This window comes from Agarivorans sp. 1_MG-2023, from assembly GCF_030548385.1.
In the GTDB taxonomy this organism is placed as follows: Bacteria; Pseudomonadota; Gammaproteobacteria; order Enterobacterales; family Celerinatantimonadaceae; genus Agarivorans.
This window is the reverse complement of sequence record NZ_JAUOSJ010000005.1, coordinates 197852-221785: the sequence shown is the minus strand read 5'-3', so window position 1 is coordinate 221785 and position 23934 is coordinate 197852. Positions and strand designations below refer to the sequence as shown.

Sequence of the window (23934 nt, the reverse complement as noted above, 5' to 3'; positions counted from 1 at the left end):
TAACCCTTTTATGTTCCTTGCAAAGCTAGCACTGCTGATGCTTTGTCTAATTGCCAGAAATAGCGTGCGCTAGCTGGTTTACCTATGTAATAACCTTGCGAGTAATCAACCCCCAAGCTAATCAGTTCGTTATTTAATGCTTCTGATTCGACAAACTCCGCCACCGTTTTATGGCCAAGCTCGTTAGCAATGCCAACCAATGCCTGAATAAGTACCCTATCTTCATTTTGATTAAGGATCTCACGGACAAATGAGCCGTCGATTTTTAAGAAATCAAAAGGCAATTGTTTTAAGGAGTGGAACGACGAATAGCCGACACCAAAGTCATCCAAGGCAATCGCACAGCCTAGCGCTTTTAAACGCTTAATATGATCTTCTGCTTGCTTCATATTGGGCAGAGCTGCGGTTTCGGTAATTTCAAAAATGATCATATCACCCGCAATGTTGCGGCTAACAAACTCACGAGATATACGAGCAATCACTTTTTCGCTACAGAACGAGCGTGCTGATAAGTTAATAGCAAGCTTGTCGGTGTAACCATTACGCAGATTAGTTTCCATCTGCTGCAAGGCTTGTTGCACTACCCACAGATCAATTTTGTCAATTTGGCCATTTTTCTCAGCCGCTAAAATAAGTTGATAAGGCGAATGTAACTGGTCTTTATCATCACGCACTCGCAGCAGCACTTCGTAGTGCTCTACTTTGTTGAGTTTGTTATTCATGATTGGCTGATAAAAAAGCTCTAAGCGGTCTCGCTCAATGGCATTTTGCGCCAAATCTAACCAGTAGTGTTTTTTGGCAAGTTCGGAGTCACTGCTTTCGGCTTGGAAACTCACCACACAATTTTTACCACGTTCTTTGGCTTGGTTGTTACAAATGTCGGCCTTAGCCATTAAATCTTCAAAGCCACTGCCATGCTCTGGGAAGGCAACAATGCCCACACAAGCGGAGGCAGTATGAATAATGTTATGCCCAGGCACACTCACTTGTGCCAGCATGCTAATAATGCGCTGCGCAACCACTTCGGCATAAGCCAAACTGGTATCTTCTAAATAGATCGCAAATTCATCACCGCTAATTCTCGCTAGCAGGGTTTCGTTAGGTAATAAACGCTCTAAACTCGAGGCCACTTGGCGCAACATTTCGTCACCAGCACCATGGCCACTAATGTCGTTTACGTATTTAAAGTTATCCAAATCAACCATTAGTAAACAGCCATAACGCTGTTTTTCAACCATTTGGTTAATCACCCGCTCAAATTTACGGCGGTTAGGTAAATCGGTTAAATTATCGTAATTAGCCACCCACTCAAGCTCTTCAGCACGGCTTTTAAGCTGCTGCTCTAACGCCTCTAACTGATAAGAAAGCCTCACCAGTGTGTGGTTGAGTTCATCAGATTCATCTTGAAGAAACCGTTTGCCGTTGGTTTCTAAATTACGCCTAAACAAGTTGTGTGATGAGCGCGCTAATAAGGGCAAATTATTAATGGTGCGGCGCATTCTTCGCAGTGAAGGGCTAAGGGCAAATACCACAATCGCGCCAGCAAAAAACAAAGCGGCAATACCAAATAACAGATTGTTGTAGTCAGCCCTTTTTAGCTGATTAAGCTGGGTATTAATATCATTTACAATGGCGTAATACACAGGACGAGTTTGGCTAGTATTGTTTACCTTAAAGGCGTGTAATTCAGTCAGCCCCATTTCGCTATCAAACTGCTCAACGCCATTAACAATATCTTTGGCGTTCAGCCCTACCAGAATATCCTGCACCATATCGCGATAAGCCGATTCAGAATAAAGCAGGTTCACTGACAAATCTTCGTTTAACTCTACCAAGAAGTGGTGACTGCCTTGGCTAGCTGGGAATAGTTCAAGTAAGCGCAGCGAGTCAATGCTGTAAAAAATCCGATAACTGCCCTGCTCTTCTAATTGCTCTAAATCGGTGGCGATAATAATCCTACAACTGAGCGGGCAATCTAAAATCCATTTAGCTTCTACTGTCTCCGGGTCTTGAAGCATCCATTCCAAGGCTTTTTGGCTATGAGCAATATAACCAAATTCGTACTTCAAGCCCTCTAGTGGGTCTACCACACTTAAGCTACGCACTGGCAGTTCGGTATTACCGCGTAAATCCTGCCAAAAAGAATCGAAAATAGAAGAGAGTTGTTCGGTTTCAAAGTCATCGAAGCGATAACTTTGGCTAGAGGTTACGCCCTGCAAGCGAGAGAACACGTCACCATAGTATTTTTGTAATTGATATTGCTGGTTTTCAATAACCTGTGCTCTTCCTAGCAAGAAAAAACTCTTAAGATTATCGTGATTAAAACTAATTAAGCCGACTAAAGTCACCAGCAACACACCACATAATAGTAGTAGTGCTTTATTTGCTAGCCCTAAACGTAAGTCGCGCATGCCTTAATAATTCCCTATACCAAATCTGAGGCCATATTGCCTTTCTCTTCTAACCATTGTTTACGGTCACCCGAGCGCTTCTTCGCCAGCAGCATATCCATTAGCTGCAAGGTTGGCTGTTCTTCTTCAACGGTTAACTGCACCAATCGACGCGTATTTGGATCCATGGTGGTTTCGCGCAACTGCAAAGGATTCATCTCACCCAAGCCTTTAAAGCGCTGTACGTTAACTTTACCGCGTTTCTTCTCGGCTTCAATTCTATCCAAAATGCCTTGCTTTTCATCTTCATCAAGGGCGTAAAAAACTTCTTTCCCTACATCAATTCGGTATAAAGGCGGCATCGCTACATAAATGTGCCCTTGCTCAACTAGTGCTCGAAAATGCATCATAAACAAAGCACACAGCAAGGTGGCGATGTGTAAACCATCGGAGTCGGCATCCGCCAGAATGCATATTTTTCCGTAGCGTAAACCGCTTAAATCAGTACTGTCGGGATCAATGCCAATGGCGACCGATATATCGTGTACTTCTTGTGAGGCTAATACTTCACTGGCATCAACTTCCCAAGTATTAAGAATTTTTCCGCGCAGTGGCATAACTGCTTGAATTTCTCGCTCGCGCGCTTGCTTGGCACTACCACCAGCAGAATCACCTTCTACTAAGAACAATTCACCTTTTAAAGGGTCTTGACTAGTACAGTCGGTTAATTTGCCAGGTAAAGCAGGCCCAGAAGTCACCTTTTTACGGGCAATTTTTTTAGTCGAACGTATTCGGCGCTGAGCATTACTAATAAATACTTCGGCCAACAATTCTGCTTGGTCGGTATGGGTATTTAGCCACAGGCTAAAGGCATCTTTAACAATACCCGATACAAAGGCCGCGGATTGTCGTGACGATAAACGCTCTTTGGTTTGGCCAGCGAACTGAGGATCTTGCATTTTTACCGACAGCACATAACAACAACGATCCCATACATCGTCGGGCGTGAGTTTAAGGCCTCGTGGCAAAATATTACGGAATTCACAGAACTCCCGCATCGCATCTAACAAACCTTGGCGCAAACCATTTACGTGAGTACCACCTTGAGCCGTGGGGATAAGATTCACGTAACTTTCGGTAATGCTGTCGCCACCTTCGGGTAACCAACTTACCGCCCAATCTACCGCTTCATCTTTACTAGAAAAAGCGCCAGTGAATGGGTCTTCAGGTAAGCTAATAAAATCTTTAAAGGATTGGCTTAGGTAATCTTTTAAGCCATCTTCGTAATACCATTCGTCGTTTTGTTTATTAACTTTATCGACAAATTTAATGTTAAGGCCAGGGCACAATACTGCTTTCGCGCGCAACAAATGACGTAACCGCGACACAGAAAACTTAGGGCTATCGAAATAACTAGCTGTGGGCCAAAAGCGTACTCGAGTACCGGTATTTCGTTTACCAACGGTGCCCGTTACTGTTAACTCTTCAACTTTATCGCCATTTTCAAACGCCATTTCAAATACTTGGCTATCACGGCGTACCTGCACCTCGACACGTGAAGACAAGGCGTTTACCACCGAAATACCCACACCGTGCAAACCACCTGAAAACTGGTAGTTGTCGTTGCTAAATTTACCACCAGCGTGCAAGCGAGTGAAAATAAGCTCTACGCCACTCACCTTTTCTTCTGGGTGAACATCGGTGGGCATACCACGACCATCATCAATAACTTCAATTGACTGGTCTTCAAACAAGGTGACAGTAATTGAGCGAGCATGGCCAGCGAGTGCTTCATCAACACTGTTGTCTATAACTTCTTGGGCTAAGTGGTTGGGGCGAGTGGTATCGGTATACATGCCAGGGCGGCGTTTTACCGGGTCTAAACCACTTAGTACCTCAATAGAGTCTGAATTATATTGATCAGCCATGATAGAAATCGTTACCTGCGTGCCAAAAAGTCGAGAATGTCACCACAATATTGCTCAAAGCCTTGAAAGCTGTGGTCTCCACCCTCTTCAATAGTGAAAGTTGCCCCATTATACTCAGTGACAGCTAGGTTAAAGTCCAGAACTTCATCTGCTGTTTGTAACATCACCCATAGCCGCTGCTGACAGCTTAGTTGACTGACTTCCAGTTGCTTTAACTGCTCTATGTGTTGTTCTTCTAAGCAGTATGTTTGCTGAGTATAAGGGTTAGTTTGTTCGCCTAAAAAATCTTTAAGCAAGTTATAAGGTTTTACCGCTGGATTAACCAATACCGCTGGCGCGCCGGTTAACTGTGCGACTCGAGTGGCTAAAAAGCCTCCGAGTGAGCTGCCTACCACACCAATGAGTCTATCTTGATATTGGGTTAGTAAGCTTTCAATTTGTTGCCATGCCTCCATGGGATAACAAGCCAACTGCGGGCACACAAACTGAATATCAGAATGATTGTCTTCCAAGAAGCTCGCCATGGCGAGTGCTTTTGCGGAGTTAGGCGAGCTATTAAAGCCGTGTAGATAAAGTAGGACTGAAGGCAGTTCCACTCAGTAACCTTTGGACTTTGGGTCGGGAAGAAAGCTTCGTTCAGGTAAACGGCGCAGTCTAGTGGCAATCCGCCCTTCAGGCGTAAGCTGCAAATAACGCCAGCCTGGCTGTTGATGATCTAATGCAAAGTTTGCCGATAAAGGTAGAAATTGGATGCAGGTGCTAGGGGTTGCAATAAACGCCACACCGTCAAACTGAAATTCGTAGTTTTGATGTACATGGCCAAAAATAACACCGCGAACATTAGGGTAATCAGCAATCACCGCAAAAAACTGTTCCGCGTTTTTTAAGTTATGCTGATCTAACCAATTGCTGCCCACCGGAATGGCTTGGTGATGCATTGCTATCAATACATGTTTATCTGGATATTCTGCTAACGCTTGTGCCAAGTCATCTAACTGTTGCTGGCTCATCACCCCGTGAGGTTCGCCTTCAACTTGGGTATCCAGCATAATCACTTGCCAATGCTCGCTTATCAGTTGCTTTGACGTTAACACCCCATATTGCGCTAGGGTTTGCATGTTAGCTTGTAAATCGTGATTACCCGGTAACCAAAAACTTGGGCGCTCTAGCTCTGCGACTTTTTCAGCAAAGCGTTGATATGAACGTTTGGTATGATCTTGAGATAAATCGCCAGTGGCGAGAATATAATCGAAAGGGATCTGTTCACTTTTTACGTTATCTAAAACTGCACTAAAGCTGTCGCTAGTATTTACACCCAGCAAGCCAGTTTGGTCATCAGCAAACAAGTGGGTGTCGGTAACTTGCAATAAGCGCACGTTGCCATCTTCTGCTGTATTTATATCTAATTTAGTAAATGCCACAATCTTTTCTTGTAGTTTGACTATGCAAACTCAACTTTAATCCGCTGTTTTATACAAAATACCAACCAGTCATTAAGAAACTGATTTGTTTGATGCTTTTCATCTTGGTGATGCATCTTTTTATTCGGGTAATCATACCTTGGTTTTAGCTTATAAATCTGCTGACTAGCACACACTTCCGCCAACCGCGCATCGTGGTACAAACGCACTAACAGTTGCGGTTGCAAATAATTATACGCTTGGGAAGTGGCCTGCCTAATTTCGTATAAGGCAGTATATCGAGTCAACTCTTTACTTTCTAATAAGTAGTCTTCACCGACTTTGGGGATCAAACGTAAACTTTCCCCCACCTCTAAAGAGGCTGGAAACAATCGAGTCATCAAGGTGTAATTAGCCGCATAAAGCTGCATTAATTGGTCAAGATTAACCCGATAGTTAGAGGGCCTTCCCTTATTGGCCATCACCGTCGCCATCATTCTGCCATTGCTGCATCACTTTCTGCAAATTGAGCTGCAACCATTGAATAGCAATCACAGCGGCAGCGTTATCAATAACGCCCGTTTGCACCCACTCAAAGGCCTGTTCACGACTGATCACTTTAACCAATATGTCTTCGTTTTCGTTATCTAAACCATGTACGCCACCAGCATGGCTTGAATCAACTTCACCAATATAGAGGTGAATCCGTTCGCTCAAACCACCTGCTCCAGGCAAAAAGCTATTACACGAAATAACTCGCGCCACGTTAAGTCCGGCTTCTTCTTCAGCTTCACGAACGGCTACTTCTAATGGCGGCTGGCCGCTATCTAACATGCCAGCGACAATCTCCAGCAACCAAGGGCTAGCACCGGTTTCTACCGCACCAATACGAAACTGTTCTACTAGTACCACTTGGTCCAATTTTGGATCAAACAACAAAATGCCCGCAGCATGACCACGATCCATCATTTCTCGAGTCATCCAATTGCTCCACCCGCCTTGGTATAAACGGTGGCGCAGAGTATAGCGTTGTAACTTGAAGAAACCTTGATATACATCTTCAACTGATTGGATTTCTACATCATCATGAGAAAACTGACTACCAGTGTGTGGCTTAGGCATACGAACTTAGTCTCCTTTTTGTAACGGTTGGTATATAATGCGTCAGAATATATTGCTGAAATATCAAATTGCTTTAAATTAGTGGTTTTTCTTTGATATCTAGGTCTTACTCTACAAATAAAGCTGGTATAGACTAGCATTAATTAGCAAATGTTAGTTTTAAACCAAGGACTTTTGTTCCTAAATCAAACTAACTCACTCCGTATCAACATCGCTACATATACTAGCGACCAAAGGAAAGGCGTAATGAAGCTCAAAATCAAATCGTTAATACTAGCTTGTGGAGTAAGCTCTTTAGCTTTTCAAGCTCAAGCTGATGATTTATTGCAAATTTATCAACTAGCCCAAGAAAAAGATCCTGTAATTTTGCAAAGTAAAGCTCAGCGCGACATCGCCTTTGAGCAAATTACCGAGTCTCGCGCATCATTATTACCGCAAATTGGTTTTGCCGCCGGCGCCAAATATACTGGCACTGACGATGACTTAATCGACAGTATTACTAATACTAATGCCTCTGTAGGTTTGAGCCAGTCGCTATATTCTAAGACCAACTGGACCAGCCTTAGTATTTCTGAGAAGAATGCGACGCGAGTAGAAGCAGTATACGGTAATGACGTACAAAGCCTCATCATCCGTGTAAGCAACGCTTACTTCAATGTACTACGCGCCATAGACAACGTAAGCTTTGTAGAAGCTAACAAAACCGCGGTTGGCCGTCAGTTAGAGCAAACTAAACAGCGTTTTAATGTTGGTTTAACTGCAATCACCGACGTGCACGAAGCCCAAGCTGAATACGACCGTACTTTAGCGCAAGAGATTCAGGCGCGTAACGATCTGTCAAACAGCTACGAAGATTTGCGTGAGCTAACTGGTTTAGAGCACCGCGAACTCAATGTTTTAAATACCCAACGTTTTGAGCCAAATGCTTTAGAACAGGGCTCAGATTTTTGGTTAGCAACCGCTACCGACCGTAACTTAGAGCTAAACGCCCAGCGAATCTCTAAAGAAATCGCCCAAGAGCAGATTGAGCTCGCGCAAAGTGGTCACTTACCAACGCTAGACTTAACGGCAGGCATTGGTTACAACAACAATCAGTATGGCAGTGACTTCGCTACAGACAACAAAGCAAATTCAGGTAATATTGGCCTTGAGTTTAACTGGCCTATCTACCTAGGTGGCAGTATTGATTCACAAGTAAGACAAGCGCAGTTTAGCTACATTGCGTCGTCTGAAGCACTAGAGCAAACTTACCGTACTGTGCAAAGTACCGTGAACTCGGTTGTAAACAACGTAAGCGCAAGTATTGGTTCGGTTAAAGCTTTTGAGCAAACCGTGGTATCTTCGCAAAGTGCATTAGAAGCCACCGAAGCGGGTTTCGAAGTAGGTACTCGTACTATTGTTGACGTACAAGACGCTACTCGTAACCTTTACTCAGCGAAAAGCGATTTATCGAATGCTCGTTACGACTACATTCTTAACATGCTAGCGCTAAAACAAGCTGCTGGTACGCTAACTGAAGAAGACGTAGTGTTGGTTAACTCTGGTTTAATGCCTGCTCAATAAACTGAGTAGCATGATCAGAAAGTAAAAAAGGCGCCAATTGGCGCCTTTTTAGTATTTAAGCAAACAGTTAATCTATTTGATTTTGACGAATAGACTTAATGATTTCTGAGGTTGAGCAACCGTCTTCAAAATTAAGTACTTTCACTTGTCCGCCATTGGCAATCACTTCTTCACCACCGGCGATCTCTTCTGGCTTGTAATCGCCACCTTTTACCAGTAAGTCTGGTAACAAGTTAGCAATTAAGCGTTGTGGGGTATCTTCACTAAAATCAACCACCCAATCTACTGCCCCTAAACCTGCTAATACCGCCATACGGCGATCGACACTATTTACTGGGCGGCCTTCACCTTTTAGGCGCTTAACTGAATCATCGTTATTTACGGCGACAATTAAACGGTCACCTAAGGTGCGAGCATGGTTTAAGTAAGAAACGTGACCAGCATGTAAAATGTCGAAACAGCCATTAGTCATAACCACCGTTTCACCACGGCGTTTAGCGGCTTCTAAAGCAAGTTTAAGTTGCTGCTCGCTTAAAACACCAAAGCCAGTTTCTTGCGAACCATAAACCGCATTTGCCAGCTCAATGGTAGATACTGTAGACGTACCCAGCTTGCCAACAACAATCCCAGCCGCGGCATTGGCTAAAGCACAAGCATCATCAAGGCTAGCGCCAGCTGCTAAAGAGCTAGCAAGTGTCGAGATAACCGTATCACCGGCACCGGTAACATCGTAAACCTCTTGGGCCAGCGCCGCTAAATGCAGTTCAGCTTCACCTTTACGAATTAAGGTCATACCGTGTTCGCTGCGTGTCACCAATAGCGCTTCTAAATCAAGCTGTTCAATCAGTGCTAAGCCTTTACTAATAATTTCATCGTCGTCTTTACACGGGCCCACTACCGCTTCAAATTCAGAGTAGTTAGGCGTAAGCAAAGTAGCGCCGCGATATTTATCAAAGGCACTGCCTTTAGGGTCTACCAATACTGGTACCCCTGCTTCACGCGCTAACGCAATTAAATCGCCTACACGATTCAAAGCGCCTTTGTTGTAGTCAGACAGAATAACCACTTGATGCTGTTTTACTTGCTCGGCAAAACTGGCGGTTAAATCTTTACTGTCGACCTCATGAAAATTTTCTTCAAAATCTAAGCGAATAAGCTGCTGATGGCGGCTTAATACGCGAAGCTTGGTAATGGTGGGGTAATCCGCAAATTTAGTGAACTGACACTCTACCCCAACCGTTGCCAACTGGTTCTCAAGGGCTAGCCCAGCTTCATCTTCACCGCTCATGCCTAGTAAGGTTGAGCCAGCGCCTAAGGCCACGGCATTCAATGCTACGTTCGCCGCCCCGCCAGGGCGCTCTTCAATTTGTTCAACTTTAACCACTGGAACCGGTGCTTCAGGTGAAATTCGTCCGGTAGGTCCATGCCAGTAGCGGTCTAACATTACGTCGCCAACCACTAGCACCTTAGCTTGGGCAAACTCAGGGAGGGTAATTCTCATTGTTCACTCTCATCGATAATTAATTACTAACAGTTTATCATAGTTAAATTAATGGTCTGCGGCATAATCTCTTGATATCCAGTAGACTTTACACATTCTTACAACAACTAAGTTAAATATGGCGAAAATATCTCCACCTAAACTCGGCGCAGCATCACTTCACCCTAAAAACTGGGGCGCTTGGATCTTGATAGGCTTTATGTTCAGTATTAGTCTGCTGCCTTTTCGTATTCAGCATTACTTAGGTTTAGGCATTGGCCGCTTAGCTAAAAAGCTACTCAAATCTCGAGTTCATATCACTCGTCGTAATCTAGAAATTTGTTTCCCTGACAAAAGCGCCGAACAGCGCGAACAATTAGTAGAAGGTTGCTTCAAGCACTTAGGCCACTCGGTTGTAGATACCGCTAATGCGTGGTTTTGGCCACAATGGCGGTTTGCTAAGCACTTTAAAGTAGAAGGTGCCGAGCACCTAAACAAGGCGCGTGAAAAAGATGGCGGCATTTTGTTAATTAGTGCCCACTTTTGGACCTTAGAAAGCCACGCCCGTGCTTATGGTACTTTGGATCCCGGCGTAGGTATTTACCGCCCCAATAAAAATGCCGTATATGAGTACTTTCAGTATCACGGCCGCACTAAATCCAACAAATACTTAGTGGATCGCACCGATGTGCGCGGCATGATTAAAGCACTAAGAACCAACAATGCCGTTTGGTACGCACCAGATCATGACTACGGTACTCATGCAGCGGTATTTGTACCGTTTTTTGCTCAAGATAAAGCCGCCACCATTACCGGTACAGCCACTTTAGCCAAAGTAAAAAATGTTCAAATTCTGCCTACCTATGCCTTACGTAACAACGATGGCTCTGGCTTTACCTTGGTGATAGAACCTGCTGTAGAAAACTACCCAAGTGGCAACGATGAGCAAGACGCCCATACCGTTAACCAAATAGTAGAAAAGGCTATTTTGCGCGCACCTGAGCAATATATGTGGATTCACCGCCGCTTTAAATCTCGCCCACCGGGTGAATCAGGCGTTTACTAAATAAAAAGGGCTTGCTGAATCAGCAAGCCCTTTTTCGAATACCCTTGTAGAATGAGCCAACTAGCGAGTAAACAACTGCTGCCAAGTATCAGTCACTATACTCAAATCAAGTTCAAACTCAGCTTTGTTGGCCAAACGAGGTAAACCTTGTAAGCCGCAGCGGTGGCATTCATCGCGAATATCTAGGTAACACTGCGTTAAACCTTGGGCTTGCGTAGCCTCCAATAAACCAAGCTCGGCGCAGCTTTCAAATATTCGTACGTTATCGGTCCATTTGCTCAACTCAGGGTGCTTTTCAGTATTCAATAACACCAAATACTGAGCGATAAATTCGATATCTACCATGCCTCCGGCAGATTGCTTCAAGTCCAACAATTCATCGGTTTCTCGGCTGAGGTGATCCTTCATCTTGTTGCGCATTTCTTGAACTTGTTTGGCTAAGTCTTTGGCATCTCTAGGGATGGCCAAAATCTTACGACGTACTTGCTCAAAGCCCTGGGCTAATTCACCATCACCATAAATTACCCGCGCTCTCACTAACGCTTGATGTTCCCATGTCCACGCTTCGGTAAGTTGATATTGCTCAAAGGCTTCAATGGCCGACACTAACAAGCCAGAGGCACCAGAAGGGCGCAAGCGCATATCAAGCTCATACAACACGCCTGAAGCTGTGCGGGTATTAAATAAGTGCATAATTCGCTGGGCAAGTTTTAAGTAGAACTGCTTGCTGTCGATTTGCTTAGCGCCGTTGGTATAGGTACTGCTGTCACTGTTATGCAAAAACACCAAATCTAAGTCTGAGCTATAGCCGGTTTCAATGCCGCCTATTTTTCCATAGCCAACTACCGCAAAACCACGTTGTTGCTCGGTTAACTGCGACGGATAGCCATGGCGCTCTACCATTTGGTTCCAAGCCTGCTCTACCACCGCATTCACTATCACTTCAGCTACAGCAGTTAAGTGATCGCTTACTTTCATCAAGGGGAGCGCTCCAGCGATATCCGCCGCAGTGATCCGTAATTGTTGAATTTGTTTGAACTGACGCAGCGCTTCCATTTGCTGCTCCATGTCATCAGGCGGAATACGCAGCATAAACTCACGCAGTTGCTGCCCGTAACTGTCTTCGCTTGCGGGGTTATACAGTACACCGGGGTCTAACAACTCATCTAACAGAATAGGGAAGCTCGCCAGTTTTTCGGCCAACATCGCGCTACCCGCACACAAACGTAGCAACTGTTGTAAGGAAGCGGGGTTTTCTGCCAGCAGCTCTAAATAAGCGGTACGCGATAAAATCCGCTCTAGCAATACCATCACCCGAGGCAATACTAAGCTGGTTTTTGGATGTTCAAACAACTGCTGCAGCAAGCTAGGCATCATCCGCTCCAGTGTTTGCCTACCACGCTGGCCAATTTGCCTATGTTCTACCGCGTGCATAAAGTGGTACATGGTTTCTACGCGAGCTTTTTGTTCGGTTTCGCTACATACATGTTTGCCCATTAAACTGGCTAAGTCTTCCCGGTTAGCACCGCAATGCCACAGGTCGTCATACTCTTGCCCTGCTTGGTGCTCTTCTTGTTCCTCCTCACCAATAGCGCTTTGGAAGCAAGCATTCACTTCGCCTAAGCGCTGCTGAAGGTGCTGATAAAATGCTTCCCATGTTGAATGGCCCATTACCCAAGCAATCCGCTGTTGGTCTGACTCACTGTCGGGCAAAGTTTGCGTTTGCTGGTCGTCTATTTGCTGGAGAATGTTTTCTACTTGGCGCAAATACAAATAATGCTCTCGCAACATATCGGTTTGTGCTTCGGTCAGTTCACCGTGTTCGCTAAGCTGAGTAAGTGCGGTGAGCAAAGAGCGTGTTTGCAATACTGGCTCACGACCACCACGAATAAGCTGAAAGGTTTGTACAATAAATTCAATTTCGCGGATCCCGCCGGAGCCCAATTTAATATTATCGCGCAAGCCTTTACGGCGAATTTCTGAATTGATCATCGCTTTCATCGAGCGCAGCGCTTGAATCGCACTGAAATCGATATAACGGCGATATACATAAGGCTTAAGCATGGCTTGAATGTCTTGATCGAAACGCAAATCTTGATTAATCACTCGCGCTTTAACCATGGCATAACGCTCCCAGTCGCGACCATGGTGCTGATAATAATCCTCAAAAGCGGCGTAACTCACCGCTAATGGCCCCGATTCACCAAAGGGTCGTAAACGCATATCTACACGAAATACAAAGCCATCTAGGGTGGGTTGATCAATAAGCTGAATTAAGCGCTGTCCCATGCGAATAAAGAACTGTTGGTTAGCAATACTACGACGCCCACCTTGGGTCTCGCCGTTTTCTGGGTAGCAGAAGATTAAATCGATGTCTGACGAAAAGTTAAGCTCGCGCCCACCTAACTTGCCCATACCAATCACCACTAACGGCTGTGCGTTCCCCTGCTCGTCTGTTGGGGTTCCCGATTCAGCACAGCAACGTTGATACAACCATTGATTGGCGCAATCTACGCAGCTATCAGCCACCGCTGATACTTGTGCAAAGCTATGGCTTACCGTTTGCGCTAACAGCAAGTCTCGCCAAGCAATTAACACCATGTGTAAACGGCGGAACTGGCGAAGCACTTTTTTAGCGCCATCATCATTAACTTGCTCTGCAAGCGCGCTTGATAGCTGCTCTCGCAGTTGCTGTTCATTTTGTGGGCTATCAAGTAATTGCTGCTGCCAAATGTCTAACAGCATACTGGGCTGGCTAATACAGCTGCGAGCAATAAAATCACTAAGCGCAAAAGCCGCTTGTGTTTGAGCTTGCTGCTGCTGGCTCAACTGTTCAAGCAAGCTGGGTTCAAACTCAATCAGTCGCTCCCAAGATTTAGAGGCTAAGGTAGCAAGCTGGCTGGGTAAGGGAAGAGTATTGGTCATGATGAAGAAAACCCGAATGCAAAATTTAACTTAATATCATCACGATTTATCACTAAGTACAAGCGCATAACCATAGAGTGTAAGCGGGTTCAAAAAGCCCTGCTTTATATGCGGTTTATCACGATAGTGAATTGAAAAACCGCGATTTTTAATAAAGCTAAATCTCACTTATCAAAACTACAGTATAGTGAAGATGTTATTGCTCAAATCGCCTCAGGATTGCCTTATGAAAACCACCATCAATGCCTTTGACCTTGTGATGTTATCCTTATCTCTCATCGCTATAGTCATCGTTAGCTGTATCTTTTTTTATCCCGCTGATACGCAACTACGAGCACTGTTAATCAATTTAGATTCTCTGATTTGCGTGGTATTTATTAGTCACTTTATTGTTAGCGCCATCCGCAGTAAAGCGCCACTGATTTACCTAAGACACCACTGGATAGATTTACTGGCGAGTATTCCAATGGTGGAGGCTTTACGTTTATTACGCTTCTTCCACGCCATCAAGCTTATCCGCGGCATTGTTGAGCAGCGTCATTTACTCAAAAACCTAAAACACCGACGTATCGAATCTACCTTAGCTAGCATTTTATTCACGCTGCTAGTGATTATTTTGCTTGGCTCAATTGGTATTTTATTGGCCGAACAAGACCAAGCGAACGGACAAATCAGCAGTGCTGGTGAAGCACTATGGTGGGCCATTGTGACCATTTCTACCGTAGGTTACGGCGATTTTGTGCCAGTATCTGACGCTGGCAGAATCATAGCGGGTTTGATGATATTAACTGGCGTAGGCTTTTTTGGTGCGGTTTCGGGCTTAATGTCGGCCTTGTTAATGCGCGGTAAAACCAACAAAGAGGTACGCATAGAGCAGCTGTTGGTAGAGCATCAAAAAGAACAACGCGTCTTGCAGCAGCAACTGAACGAGATTCAACAACAGCTGAATCAACTGCAGCAAACTAAAGACTAATTAAAGCCTAATAAACACTATCTGCGAATAGATAACCAAGCCATTGCTAATGCTTCGTAAGTGGCGGTATCGGCCTTAGCGATATGACTAAGGCGAGGAATAAAGCTTTGCCAAGTTAAATCCGCATGCCAGTTTTTCACCTGATAATAAGTAGGTGCGGCGGTTGGATAAAGTCCTTGCATCGCAAACAAGCGCATTGCTCTGGGCATATGTGAGGCTTGAGTAATAAGCGTTAAGTTAGTATTTGGATAACGCCGCGCAATATTGGCGGCTTCCTCAGCAGTGTCTTTAAGTTGATAACTGCGAACCAGTTTTGAGTCTGGAACGCCTAAAGATATCGCAAGCTTGGCCAACATATCGGCATGTTGTACACCACTGCCTTCGTTATCACCGCCGGATAGCAAAATTTTCACCTGCGGTTGCTGGCGCCATAAACGCACTGCTTCAACCACCTTAATGGCCCCACAAGGCAATACTTGGCTAGACAGCGGTTGGTTTTCATCTTGGTAATGCAAGCAGCCTAATACTACGATCATTTCCGTATCAAGCGGTAGTTCATGCAGGGCGTTATATTGCTTTTCCCAGTGGTACAACAGTGCACCGCTTACCGGATAAAGGCTTAAACAAAAGGTGAGCAATACACACACAACCATTAAGCTTCGAGCGAGGATTTTGCGGCCAATCAGCAAAAGCACCAAGGCGAACAACAATATTAGCCATAGGGCAGTGCTAGGCATCGCCAGTACCGTAAGCAGTTTTTTTAATGCAAAGCTAAAGCTGTCCATAGGCTACCAATACACGGCTTGTTGCAACGCTTGTTGGCGAGAGAACTCTAAGGCATTTAATAGAGACTGTTCTTTACGGTGAACCCATTTCTCAATAGGTTGCTGTAGTTCACTGTCTAGCTGTGGCAGCATTTCGCGCAAAGGTTTAAACAAACTTAACTCTTCAATACCAGATAAAATATCCACCCAAGGCAGCCTAAATTCTTGACGTAGCTCTTGATCAAACAGCTCCCCTACACACATGCCAACCAATAGGTTACGCCTTAGTTTGGTAGCTTGTTTAATATAGATATCGGCATCAACTTGCTGCTGCGCTAACGCAGACTGTTGCAAATAATCCCAGCTGGTTTGCAACATGCCTTGAGCGAGCTGCTGCATGTTGTGAGTTTGCAACGGCTCATGATGTTGCCATTTAGCTTGATACAACCAGCGGGTAATTTTTAACATTAAACTACAGTATCGTCCGTTGTGAATGAGCGTAATCACGTCGTCTGGTTGTGGTAATGCCAATTGTTGTTTTTGCAAAGATTTAAGTAAAGAACGTTGCTGCGGTAACTTCTTAATAAACGCGCCACGCTCGGCGGTGAGCTTGCTTAAACTAGAGGCTTGATTAAGCCAAGATAGCTGCTGGCGTAACCAACGTAACTCTTTAAGCCAAGAGCATTCTACCAGCGCTAACTCGTTAAACATTTTGCAAGCTTGAAACAGCATTTGTACTGATAATGAAACTTGCTCAAGTGCCGCAAAGCTGCGCTGCTCAACAAATATCTGCTCATGATATTGCCAATGAGCCAGAGCAGACCTGAAAATACGGGTTAAACACTCGGCACTATTTTCAGCGTCACTGATTTTTACCGCCGTTAGCGGTTTTACTGTATCGCGGTGCGCCATGGCCAACATATACCCGCGCTGCGCTTTACTAATGTTAGCTAAACGCAGTCCTTCAATAGATGCGATGTCGCTGGCCAACTCAAATAACTGGCTAACATCCCCTTTCACTAGCTCCAGTTCAATTTCACAAATGGCTTCATGTTCAGCACTGGCGGTTAAAGCCCCCTGATCAAAAGCCACTTCAATTAAGGTATCGTTGGCTAAATCTACCAACCAAGTTTGCCTGTCGAACGTTGTAGTAAATAGAGGGGAAAGCTGAGTATCGATATGAGAGAGGTCAGTGCCAGCGGGCCATTCAACTTGTTCAAACAAGGCGAGTTGCGGCTTATTAGCGTTAATTACGCAGTTGTATTCTGGCCGCTGATGTAAGCCACCTACTGCTAAACCGTCAGTTTTAATGGTTTGTACGTTGTCGCCATCGCCACTGCGAATACGCAAACCCATACCCCAACGCATCAATTGATGGTCGGCAGTATCAAAATAAACACTGGTGAGAGTTTTCACTTCGGTTTGCAGCACACTATACTGATTTAGCCGAGCGAGTAAGACTGACGCGCATTGAGGCGTAGCTAAGAGCTTGATTTCAATTTCATTGTTCATGGTTTATCCATGTTTGCTGATGCAGCGACCTGCTCCCTCTGTTCAGTACGCATATAAAACCTTTGATATAGCTCAAGTTAAAAGCAACAAATTATAAGATAAATGCTTGCAACTGAACTCGGCTACGTTACCATGCGCCTCGCAAAAAATATATCCCTTGCATAGCTAATTGGAACACAGATTATGTCCGGAAATACAATTCTAGGTTTGTTTGCAAAATCGCCAATTAAACCACTAGAAGAGCATATCAATGTAGTGCACGAATGCTGTGAAGTGTTAGTGCCATTTTTCGAAGCTGTACTTGATAAAGATTGGAAGACTGCAGCCAAGCGCCGCAGAGACATTTCCAACTTAGAAAAAGAAGCTGATCGCATGAAGCGCGAAATTCGTTTGAACTTACCGGGCGGCATTTTTATGCCAATCGAACGTTCTGACGTATTAGAGTTGCTTACCCACCAAGATAGAATTGCCAATAAAGCGAAAGATATTTCTGGCCGTATGTTAGGTCGTAAAATGGAGTTACCGCCGAAACTGGCTGAAATGTTTATGGCTTATTTAGCACGTTGTTTAGAAGCAACCGGCAAAGCTAAAGATGCGATTAACGAGCTAGAAGATTTACTTGAAACAGGCTTTAGAGGCCGTGAAGTAGATTTAGTGAAAAAGATGGTACACGAACTCGATGTTATCGAAGACGATACCGACGCGCAGCAAATCAAAATTCGTCGTAAATTACAAAAGATAGAAAAAAAACTAGATCCTATCGACGCAATGTTCCTTTATTTCATCATTGAAGCTATCGGCGAATTGGCCGACCAAGCGCAGCGTGTTGGCGCGCGCTTAGAACTGATGATTTATCGCTAACAAAAATTACTAGGTAACTCCAATGGAAATTCTTGCAACTTATGGCACTACGTTAATCATCATTGCTGCCGTGTTTGGCTTTGTAATGGCGTGGGGTATTGGTGCTAACGATGTAGCTAACGCTATGGGTACATCGGTTGGCTCAAACGCTATTACCATCAAACAAGCGATTATTATCGCAATGATTTTTGAATTCGCTGGAGCCTACTTGGCCGGCGGTGCGGTAACAAATACGGTACGTAAAGGTATCATTGATTCAGGTGCGTTTGTAAACACGCCTGAGCTATTAGTATTCGGTATGATCGCTGCGTTGTTAGCAGCAGGTACTTGGTTACTCATTGCGTCTTACAACGGTTGGCCAGTTTCAACTACTCACTCTATCATTGGCGCTATTGTTGGTTTTGCTGCTGTAGGCGTGGGCACAGAAGCGGTTGAATGGGCTAAAGTTGGCGGCATTGTTGGTAGTTGGGTTATCACTCCTGCCATCTCCGGCGTCTTCGCCTACTTAATCTTTGTCAGCGCACAAAAGCTTATTTTTGATAATGAAAATCCACTAGATGCTGCTAAACGCTATGTACCAGGTTACATGTTCTTAGCCGGCTTTATGATGGCATTGGTAACGATCAAAAAAGGCCTTAAGCACATCGGCTTAGAAATGAGCAGTGTTGAAGGTTACGTTTGGGCAGTAGTGATTGGTTTAGTGGTAGCGATTATCGGTAAAGTCATCATTAGTCGCTTAAAAACAGATCCTAAAGCTGATCGTCAAATGCACTACACCAACGTAGAAAAAGTGTTTGCGGTACTGATGGTAATCACAGCTTGTTGTATGGCGTTTGCGCATGGCTCAAACGACGTAGCCAACGCTATTGGTCCTTTGGCGGCTGTAGTGAGCGTGGTAAGCAACAACGGTGAAATTGGCGCTAAAGCAGCCTTGGCTTGGTGGATTTTACCACTGGGTGGCTTAGGTATTGTGGCGGGTTTAGCCTTGTTTGGTAGCCGCGTAATTGCCACTATTGGTAAAGGCATTACTCACCTAACACCGAGCCGTGGTTTTGCTGCAGAACTTGCTGCCGCCACCACCGTTGTTGTGGCATCTGGCACGGGCTTACCCATTTCTACTACTCAAACCCTTGTGGGTGCAGTATTAGGTGTAGGCATGGCACGAGGCATTGCTGCACTTAACCTAGGTGTAGTACGTAGTATTGTAATATCTTGGGTGGTTACACTACCTGCAGGTGCAGCACTATCTATCGTGTTCTACTACATATTGTTGGCTATTTTTGGCTCATAAGCCCTAAAACTAGTTAACTTTACTCACATTAACAGCGTTGCTGGTTGAGACTAGCAACGTTGTTTCGTACACTAACGGCGAATACTATCTAACTCGAAGAGATACGCCGTGATTGTAAGAACTTTATCTGCTGCATTTTTATCGCTTGCCCTCACCTTTCCTGCTATCGCACAAACTCGCTACATTTCAGATGATTTATACGTTTTCATGCATGCGGGTCCTAGCAACCAGTTTCGCATTGTAGGCAGTGTTAACGCGGGTACTAAAATTAACCAAACCGATTACAACGCAGAGAATAAATACGCCAAAATTGTATTGGAAGGCGGCCGTGAAGGTTGGGTAGAAGCCAAATACTTAAACCGTTCCCCTGGCCTTGCTAATCAACTAGAGCAAATAAAAACCCAATTAGAGAAAAGTGAAACCGCGCGTAAACAACAGTTAGAAGACAGCGGTAATGCGTCATCTGAGCGTGTTCAGCAAATCGAGACTCAACAACAGCAGATTGAGCAACTACAAGTAAACAATGACCAGTTGAACGAACAGTTGAATCAAATCACTAATCAAAATGCTGCCATACAGCATGAGCTAGACACCAAAGATGAAGCCGTGCAAATGCAATGGTTTATGCGCGGCGCTGGCGTTGCTGCGGCCGGTTTGGTGCTAGGTATTTTACTGCCGATGATTCCACGTCGCAAAAAACGCGATAATCAGTGGATGTAATTCTTATCGATACCCAATAAAAAAGGCGCTTAAAGCGCCTTTTTTATTTGCGTTACACTGGGCAAACTCTCGCCTCATATCACAACACTATTGCTCATTAGCGCCTGGCCCCTAGTATTGAGTACCTCTGCGAAACAAACCTTAAATCCGGCTATCGTTTTTCAAATGATTTAAACCAAAGGTACAAGCTTGGAACTACGGTTAACGTCACTATCATCGAAATAATACATCCCCAGCCAACCACTAAGGCCATCGGCGACATGTAGTTATCATAACCGCCAAAACCGTAAGCTAGGGGAATTAGACCTACTACTGTGGTAATTGTGGTTAAGGTGATAGGTCGAATTCGGCTTTGCGTCCCTTCAATAACAAAATCCACTAAGCCACGCTTCGACAGCTGCTGCTCTGTATCTTTTAAATGCCAAATCAGCACCAAGCTATTGTTTACCATAATACCGATTAACGCGATCATGCCAATAATGGAGAAAAAGCTAAGCACTTGATTGTGAATGACTAAAATCAATAGCGCCCCTGCCACCCCAAAAGGTATTACAGATAACACTATCAACGACTCGGCAACGCTATCAAACAGCAACAGCAGTAAGATAGCTATTCCGGCAAAGGCCAGCAAAATAGCGATAGTAAACCCGGTCAGCGCTTCTTGAGTTTCTAAGATTTGTCCGGTTGCAACAATGGATGCGCCTTGGTAACTTTTACTGGAGAACTCGGCTTGTATTTGGCTAAAAGCAGAGACTGGATCAGTGATGCTGGCATCAACCCCAGCAGAAACTCGAACAACTCGCTCGCCGTCAAAGTGTTTTATTTGCGCCTGAGAGTCGGTAAATGTCCACCGCACCAATTCGTTTAAGGGAACCAACTGGCCTGAGCTTGCACGAAGCATCAAGTTATCTAATTCAGGTAACAGCTTGTCATCATCTTCTAAGGTAAGTCGAAAATACACCTCCTCCTCTCCGTTGAAGATACGTGTTACTCGTTTCCCATCAACCGCGTACTTAATAACATCGCCAACCTGACTAGCGCTTATGCCGTAGTAGCTTAACCAACGGTGCTGCAACTCTGCTTGGATTTGCGGTGCAGGTTCATTAATATCCCGACGAACTCGTGTTACCCCACCCATCTGTTCAAGGTAGCTGACCAGTTCGTTAGTTAGTTGTTCGCGGCCACTGTCGCTGCCACCAACCACGCGTAAATCAATAGGCCGCCCTACTGGTGGCCCTCCGCCGTCGATATCAAATTCAACCTGGGCTAAACCAGCAATGCCTCCAGCTTTACTCTCCCATTCTTGTACTAACTGCTCTGCGGTGCGGGAACGAGAGTTGGCAGGTGTCAGCGTCACAACCCAAAAGCTGCTCGGCGAACTCACTTCACCGTACCAATACGATACTTCGGCAGTATCTTTAAACATTGCTTCCAACTGCTGTGTTTGCAACCAAACATCATCTAAATCCAGCTCAGGCTCTGCTTCAACACTTACCTCAATCAAGTAGGCACCATCAGTTGGGAAAAATAAGAAACTCAGATTTTTATACGACAGAAACGCCAAGCTAAATACAACCACCACAATACTGGGTAAAACAAGCTGACGGTTTTTAATTGCGAGTGCGATGAAAGCATTCAATGCGCTTAGCTTCACCCAACTTTTATTTTCGATTTTAGTCGTATTTTTTAAGATGGTTTTAACATGAGCAGGAAGCAAAAACAGCGCATCAATAAATGAAAAACAAAGCGCTATAATCACCGTTAATGGGATCACATATACCAGTTTCCCACTGTTTCCAGGTAAAAACAGCAGCGGTATAAATGCAATCATGGTGGAAAGAATACTGGCTAACAAAGCAGGAAAAACACTTTTAACTCCCAAGCTAACCGCTTTACTTACCGAATGCCCCTGTTCAACTAACGCAATAATTCTATCGCTAACCACCACCGCATCATCAACAATAATACCCACAATCAATATCAATGCTGACAAAGTAAACACATCAAGAATTTGCCCAAATGAAGGGAGTAAAGCTAACGTACCAAAGATACAAACGGGAATGGATACCGCCACCCAAAATGCAATTCGGCGGTCCAGAAACAAGGCTAAAGTTATGAGTACCAATGCAAGACCCAATAAACCATTGTTTTGCACAATATTGGCTTTCTCTTGGATATCGGCTGATAAATCAAAGCCAACATCTAGCGTATATTGTTCACCTAAAAGTCCTTGTTGTTTATCTAAAAGTACCTTAACCGCTGCGGAAGTTTTAATCACATCTGCCGCTTCATCTGTTCTTAAATCAAACAAAATACTCTTATGGCCATTAATCGAGCCGTATACCTCTCCTTTCTCAAAGCCATTATCAATAAGGCCTGCAATATCGTTAAGTGTGAGCTTGGGTTTGAAGGAGATAAACATATCTTGCAGAGCAGTGATGCTATTGAGCTCTGCTTCTGTCATTAACTCCGGGTTGTTTTGAAGTTGCTCTAGTCGTCCGCCGCTAATCAGCGCATTACGCTCGCTAATAATCGACGCAACCTCGTCAATGGTTAGGCCATAACGTTTCAATGATATTGGCTCTAATTGAATGATAAATTCTGGCGCCCGCATATCAACGGGATACACCTCACCAATTCCGTCAATTTTTCTAAGTTCTAGCTCAAGGGATTTTGCTTTGCTTCTCAGCTCGCCATAACTAACATCACCTGAAATGCCTACCACCATGAAATCCAAGCTAAAAGACTTTTTAATACTAAGCGTGGGACCTTCAGTGACACCTAACGGTAAATCAGATAAGCGCGAGAGCGCATCTCGAATATCTTGATAAACACTATTGGGATCAGAGACATTGGGGTTTAGCTCTAGGCTTACTCTAGAAACACCGGTTTCAGAAACCGAGGTAAACTCATTGATACCCGAAATAGACAGTAATTCTTTTTCAATTTTACTGGTGATATTGCTTTCAATGTCTTGAGCACTAGCCCCTGAATACACGGTAACAATATCGCCCTTGCCCATGTCAAACCGCGGTTTCTCAGCTAATGGTAAGTGGTAGGCTGTAAACGCTCCTAGGCTAATCACTATTAGTGTTAACAACTTAGCAGCAAATTTTCTTTGGAATAACAGATCCATAAAGTGGCTCATTCTTCACTCTCCTCATTAAAGTAGATGTGAGAAGTCATGCCTGAATGCAATTGCGCATTGTGGTTATCGAGAACTACTTCAATTAAGAAACCGGGTTCACTCCCTTGCAGGGCCGGCGAGGTAAACGACACTTCAGCGTCAAAGCTTTGATTGATCGAAGGGATACCCACTTTTACCCTGTCCCCTTTGCTAAATTTAAAGAAATCTAACTCGAGCAAGTAAAAACGCACCTTCAAACGATCAATATCCGCGACGGTGTAAAGAGGATCCCCCACCGAAATAAACTGCCCTAGTTCTACATGCCTACTAATAACAACGCCGTCAAAAGGGGAGGTAGGTGTTGATTTACTTAAAGTGCGCTGGGCAATTTTATATTGAGTTTCACTTACTTTAAATTGTGCTCGGCCAATTCCCGTAACACGCAGCTGGTCATCTAAAACACTGGCTGATACACCTTGTATTTTAAACAGTGACTGATAACGCACCAACTGCTTCTCTTGTGCCTTTAACTCTGCGTCACTAACGTCTAATTGGTACTTTGCTAACGCGACATTGAGCGTGTAATCTGCCGTAGACAAAGCCAAAAGTGGCTGTTCACGGCTTACTGTATCGCCATTGTCTACGTGATAAGAATCTACCACCCCACTAAGCTCGCTGCGCACAATTACGCTCTTTGCCGGGATCAGCGTCCCCACTACGTAGTCATTTGCCAGCGCTAGGCTTGATAGGAAATATATAGGTAATAACACTAATAGTTTGTTCATTGTTTTGGCCTCATATCAGTCCATTAG

Annotated in this window: 18 protein-coding genes; 6 read left to right on the top strand and 12 right to left on the bottom strand. The window is 44.5% G+C overall.

What is annotated here, in order from left to right:
- Window positions 1-8 precede the first annotated feature (8 nt).
- Genes Q4592_RS09295 through nudF form a run of 6 tightly spaced genes read right to left on the bottom strand, consistent with a single transcriptional unit; the run spans window position 9 to window position 6840 of the window.
- Window positions 9-2411, bottom strand: coding sequence for a bifunctional diguanylate cyclase/phosphodiesterase (locus Q4592_RS09295; RefSeq protein ID WP_137674269.1), 2403 nt, complete (start codon window positions 2409-2411; stop codon window positions 9-11).
- 14 nt (window positions 2412-2425) lie between these two features.
- Entirely contained in the window at window positions 2426-4318 is a 1893-nt protein-coding gene (gene parE, locus Q4592_RS09290) for a DNA topoisomerase IV subunit B (RefSeq protein ID WP_303512160.1), read from the bottom strand.
- Window positions 4319-4329: 11 nt separating this feature from the next.
- The gene (locus Q4592_RS09285; RefSeq protein WP_303512158.1) at window positions 4330-4914 is read right to left on the bottom strand and encodes a YqiA/YcfP family alpha/beta fold hydrolase; all 585 of its coding nucleotides are present in this window, start codon (window positions 4912-4914) and stop codon (window positions 4330-4332) included.
- Window positions 4915-5739 (bottom strand): 3',5'-cyclic-AMP phosphodiesterase, encoded by an 825-nt coding sequence (gene cpdA, locus Q4592_RS09280; protein WP_303512156.1) that lies wholly within the window; start codon window positions 5737-5739, stop codon window positions 4915-4917.
- Between the two features lie 20 nt (window positions 5740-5759).
- Complete coding sequence (locus Q4592_RS09275) at window positions 5760-6200, bottom strand: DUF1249 domain-containing protein (protein ID WP_336622623.1); 441 nt, start codon at window positions 6198-6200, stop codon at window positions 5760-5762.
- Complete coding sequence (gene nudF / locus Q4592_RS09270) at window positions 6190-6840, bottom strand: ADP-ribose diphosphatase (protein WP_303512154.1); 651 nt, start codon at window positions 6838-6840, stop codon at window positions 6190-6192. Before nudF ends, Q4592_RS09275 begins: the two co-directional genes overlap by 11 nt.
- 246 nt (window positions 6841-7086) lie before the next feature.
- Between nudF and tolC the strand changes: the two genes are divergently transcribed.
- A complete protein-coding gene (tolC, locus tag Q4592_RS09265) occupies window positions 7087-8403 on the top strand; it encodes an outer membrane channel protein TolC (protein WP_303512152.1) in 1317 nt (438 codons plus the stop codon).
- A gap of 67 nt (window positions 8404-8470) precedes the next feature.
- Here tolC and hldE read toward each other — a convergent pair whose 3' ends face one another.
- Window positions 8471-9904, bottom strand: coding sequence for a bifunctional D-glycero-beta-D-manno-heptose-7-phosphate kinase/D-glycero-beta-D-manno-heptose 1-phosphate adenylyltransferase HldE (gene hldE / locus Q4592_RS09260; protein ID WP_303512151.1), 1434 nt, complete (start codon window positions 9902-9904; stop codon window positions 8471-8473).
- A gap of 118 nt (window positions 9905-10022) precedes the next feature.
- Here hldE and lpxL point away from each other — a divergent pair, with 118 nt between their 5' ends.
- Window positions 10023-10949, top strand: a complete 927-nt coding sequence (lpxL, locus tag Q4592_RS09255) for an LpxL/LpxP family Kdo(2)-lipid IV(A) lauroyl/palmitoleoyl acyltransferase (RefSeq protein ID WP_303512149.1) — start codon at window positions 10023-10025, stop codon at window positions 10947-10949.
- A 60-nt stretch (window positions 10950-11009) separates the two neighbouring features.
- Here the strand turns inward: lpxL and glnE are convergent, their stop codons facing one another.
- On the bottom strand, window positions 11010-13874 hold the full coding sequence (gene glnE, locus Q4592_RS09250) for a bifunctional [glutamate--ammonia ligase]-adenylyl-L-tyrosine phosphorylase/[glutamate--ammonia-ligase] adenylyltransferase (RefSeq protein WP_303512147.1): 2865 nt from the start codon (window positions 13872-13874) through the stop codon (window positions 11010-11012).
- A gap of 226 nt (window positions 13875-14100) precedes the next feature.
- On the opposite strand from glnE, the gene Q4592_RS09245 reads away from it, so the two are divergent.
- On the top strand, window positions 14101-14847 hold the full coding sequence (locus Q4592_RS09245; protein WP_303512146.1) for a potassium channel family protein: 747 nt from the start codon (window positions 14101-14103) through the stop codon (window positions 14845-14847).
- 17 nt (window positions 14848-14864) lie between these two features.
- Here the strand turns inward: Q4592_RS09245 and Q4592_RS09240 are convergent, their stop codons facing one another.
- Window positions 14865-15632: a YdcF family protein gene (locus Q4592_RS09240; protein WP_303512143.1), complete on the bottom strand. Its 768-nt coding sequence runs from the start codon at window positions 15630-15632 to the stop codon at window positions 14865-14867.
- Between the two features lie 3 nt (window positions 15633-15635).
- Window positions 15636-17123, bottom strand: coding sequence for a CYTH domain-containing protein (locus Q4592_RS09235; protein WP_303512141.1), 1488 nt, complete (start codon window positions 17121-17123; stop codon window positions 15636-15638).
- 183 nt (window positions 17124-17306) lie between these two features.
- Here Q4592_RS09235 and Q4592_RS09230 point away from each other — a divergent pair, with 183 nt between their 5' ends.
- The 3 genes from Q4592_RS09230 to Q4592_RS09220 all read left to right on the top strand — a co-directional run bounded on the left by Q4592_RS09230 (window position 17307) and on the right by Q4592_RS09220 (window position 19995).
- Window positions 17307-17984 (top strand): TIGR00153 family protein, encoded by a 678-nt coding sequence (locus Q4592_RS09230; RefSeq protein ID WP_137674280.1) that lies wholly within the window; start codon window positions 17307-17309, stop codon window positions 17982-17984.
- Between the two features lie 22 nt (window positions 17985-18006).
- Entirely contained in the window at window positions 18007-19275 is a 1269-nt protein-coding gene (locus Q4592_RS09225) for an inorganic phosphate transporter (protein ID WP_137674281.1), read from the top strand.
- A gap of 108 nt (window positions 19276-19383) precedes the next feature.
- Window positions 19384-19995 carry a TIGR04211 family SH3 domain-containing protein gene (locus Q4592_RS09220; RefSeq protein ID WP_137674282.1) on the top strand — a complete coding sequence of 204 codons (612 nt, stop codon included), beginning with the start codon at window positions 19384-19386 and terminating at the stop codon, window positions 19993-19995.
- A 151-nt stretch (window positions 19996-20146) separates the two neighbouring features.
- On the opposite strand, the gene Q4592_RS09215 is transcribed toward Q4592_RS09220, so the two are convergent.
- Window positions 20147-23143 (bottom strand): efflux RND transporter permease subunit, encoded by a 2997-nt coding sequence (locus tag Q4592_RS09215; protein ID WP_303512138.1) that lies wholly within the window; start codon window positions 23141-23143, stop codon window positions 20147-20149.
- Window positions 23140-23907: an efflux RND transporter periplasmic adaptor subunit gene (locus Q4592_RS09210; protein WP_303512137.1), complete on the bottom strand. Its 768-nt coding sequence runs from the start codon at window positions 23905-23907 to the stop codon at window positions 23140-23142. The genes Q4592_RS09215 and Q4592_RS09210 overlap by 4 nt, the downstream gene beginning before the upstream one ends.
- Window positions 23908-23934: the final 27 nt, after the last annotated feature.

What these genes read in the sequence shown, in the direction of transcription:
- Q4592_RS09240 (WP_303512143.1), bottom strand. Translation starts at nt 15,632, where the DNA reads ATGGACAGCTTTAGCTTTGCATTAAAAAAACTGCTTACGGTACTGGCG.
- lpxL (WP_303512149.1), top strand. Translation starts at nt 10,023, where the DNA reads ATGGCGAAAATATCTCCACCTAAACTCGGCGCAGCATCACTTCACCCT.
- Q4592_RS09245 (WP_303512146.1), top strand. Translation starts at nt 14,101, where the DNA reads ATGAAAACCACCATCAATGCCTTTGACCTTGTGATGTTATCCTTATCT.
- Q4592_RS09235 (WP_303512141.1), bottom strand. Translation starts at nt 17,123, where the DNA reads ATGAACAATGAAATTGAAATCAAGCTCTTAGCTACGCCTCAATGCGCG.
- Q4592_RS09215 (WP_303512138.1), bottom strand. Translation starts at nt 23,143, where the DNA reads ATGAGCCACTTTATGGATCTGTTATTCCAAAGAAAATTTGCTGCTAAG.
- tolC (WP_303512152.1), top strand. Translation starts at nt 7,087, where the DNA reads ATGAAGCTCAAAATCAAATCGTTAATACTAGCTTGTGGAGTAAGCTCT.
- hldE (WP_303512151.1), bottom strand. Translation starts at nt 9,904, where the DNA reads ATGAGAATTACCCTCCCTGAGTTTGCCCAAGCTAAGGTGCTAGTGGTT.
- Q4592_RS09230 (WP_137674280.1), top strand. Translation starts at nt 17,307, where the DNA reads ATGTCCGGAAATACAATTCTAGGTTTGTTTGCAAAATCGCCAATTAAA.
- nudF (WP_303512154.1), bottom strand. Translation starts at nt 6,840, where the DNA reads ATGCCTAAGCCACACACTGGTAGTCAGTTTTCTCATGATGATGTAGAA.
- glnE (WP_303512147.1), bottom strand. Translation starts at nt 13,874, where the DNA reads ATGACCAATACTCTTCCCTTACCCAGCCAGCTTGCTACCTTAGCCTCT.
- Q4592_RS09210 (WP_303512137.1), bottom strand. Translation starts at nt 23,907, where the DNA reads ATGAACAAACTATTAGTGTTATTACCTATATATTTCCTATCAAGCCTA.
- parE (WP_303512160.1), bottom strand. Translation starts at nt 4,318, where the DNA reads ATGGCTGATCAATATAATTCAGACTCTATTGAGGTACTAAGTGGTTTA.
- Q4592_RS09225 (WP_137674281.1), top strand. Translation starts at nt 18,007, where the DNA reads ATGGAAATTCTTGCAACTTATGGCACTACGTTAATCATCATTGCTGCC.
- Q4592_RS09295 (WP_137674269.1), bottom strand. Translation starts at nt 2,411, where the DNA reads ATGCGCGACTTACGTTTAGGGCTAGCAAATAAAGCACTACTACTATTA.
- Q4592_RS09275 (WP_336622623.1), bottom strand. Translation starts at nt 6,200, where the DNA reads ATGGCCAATAAGGGAAGGCCCTCTAACTATCGGGTTAATCTTGACCAA.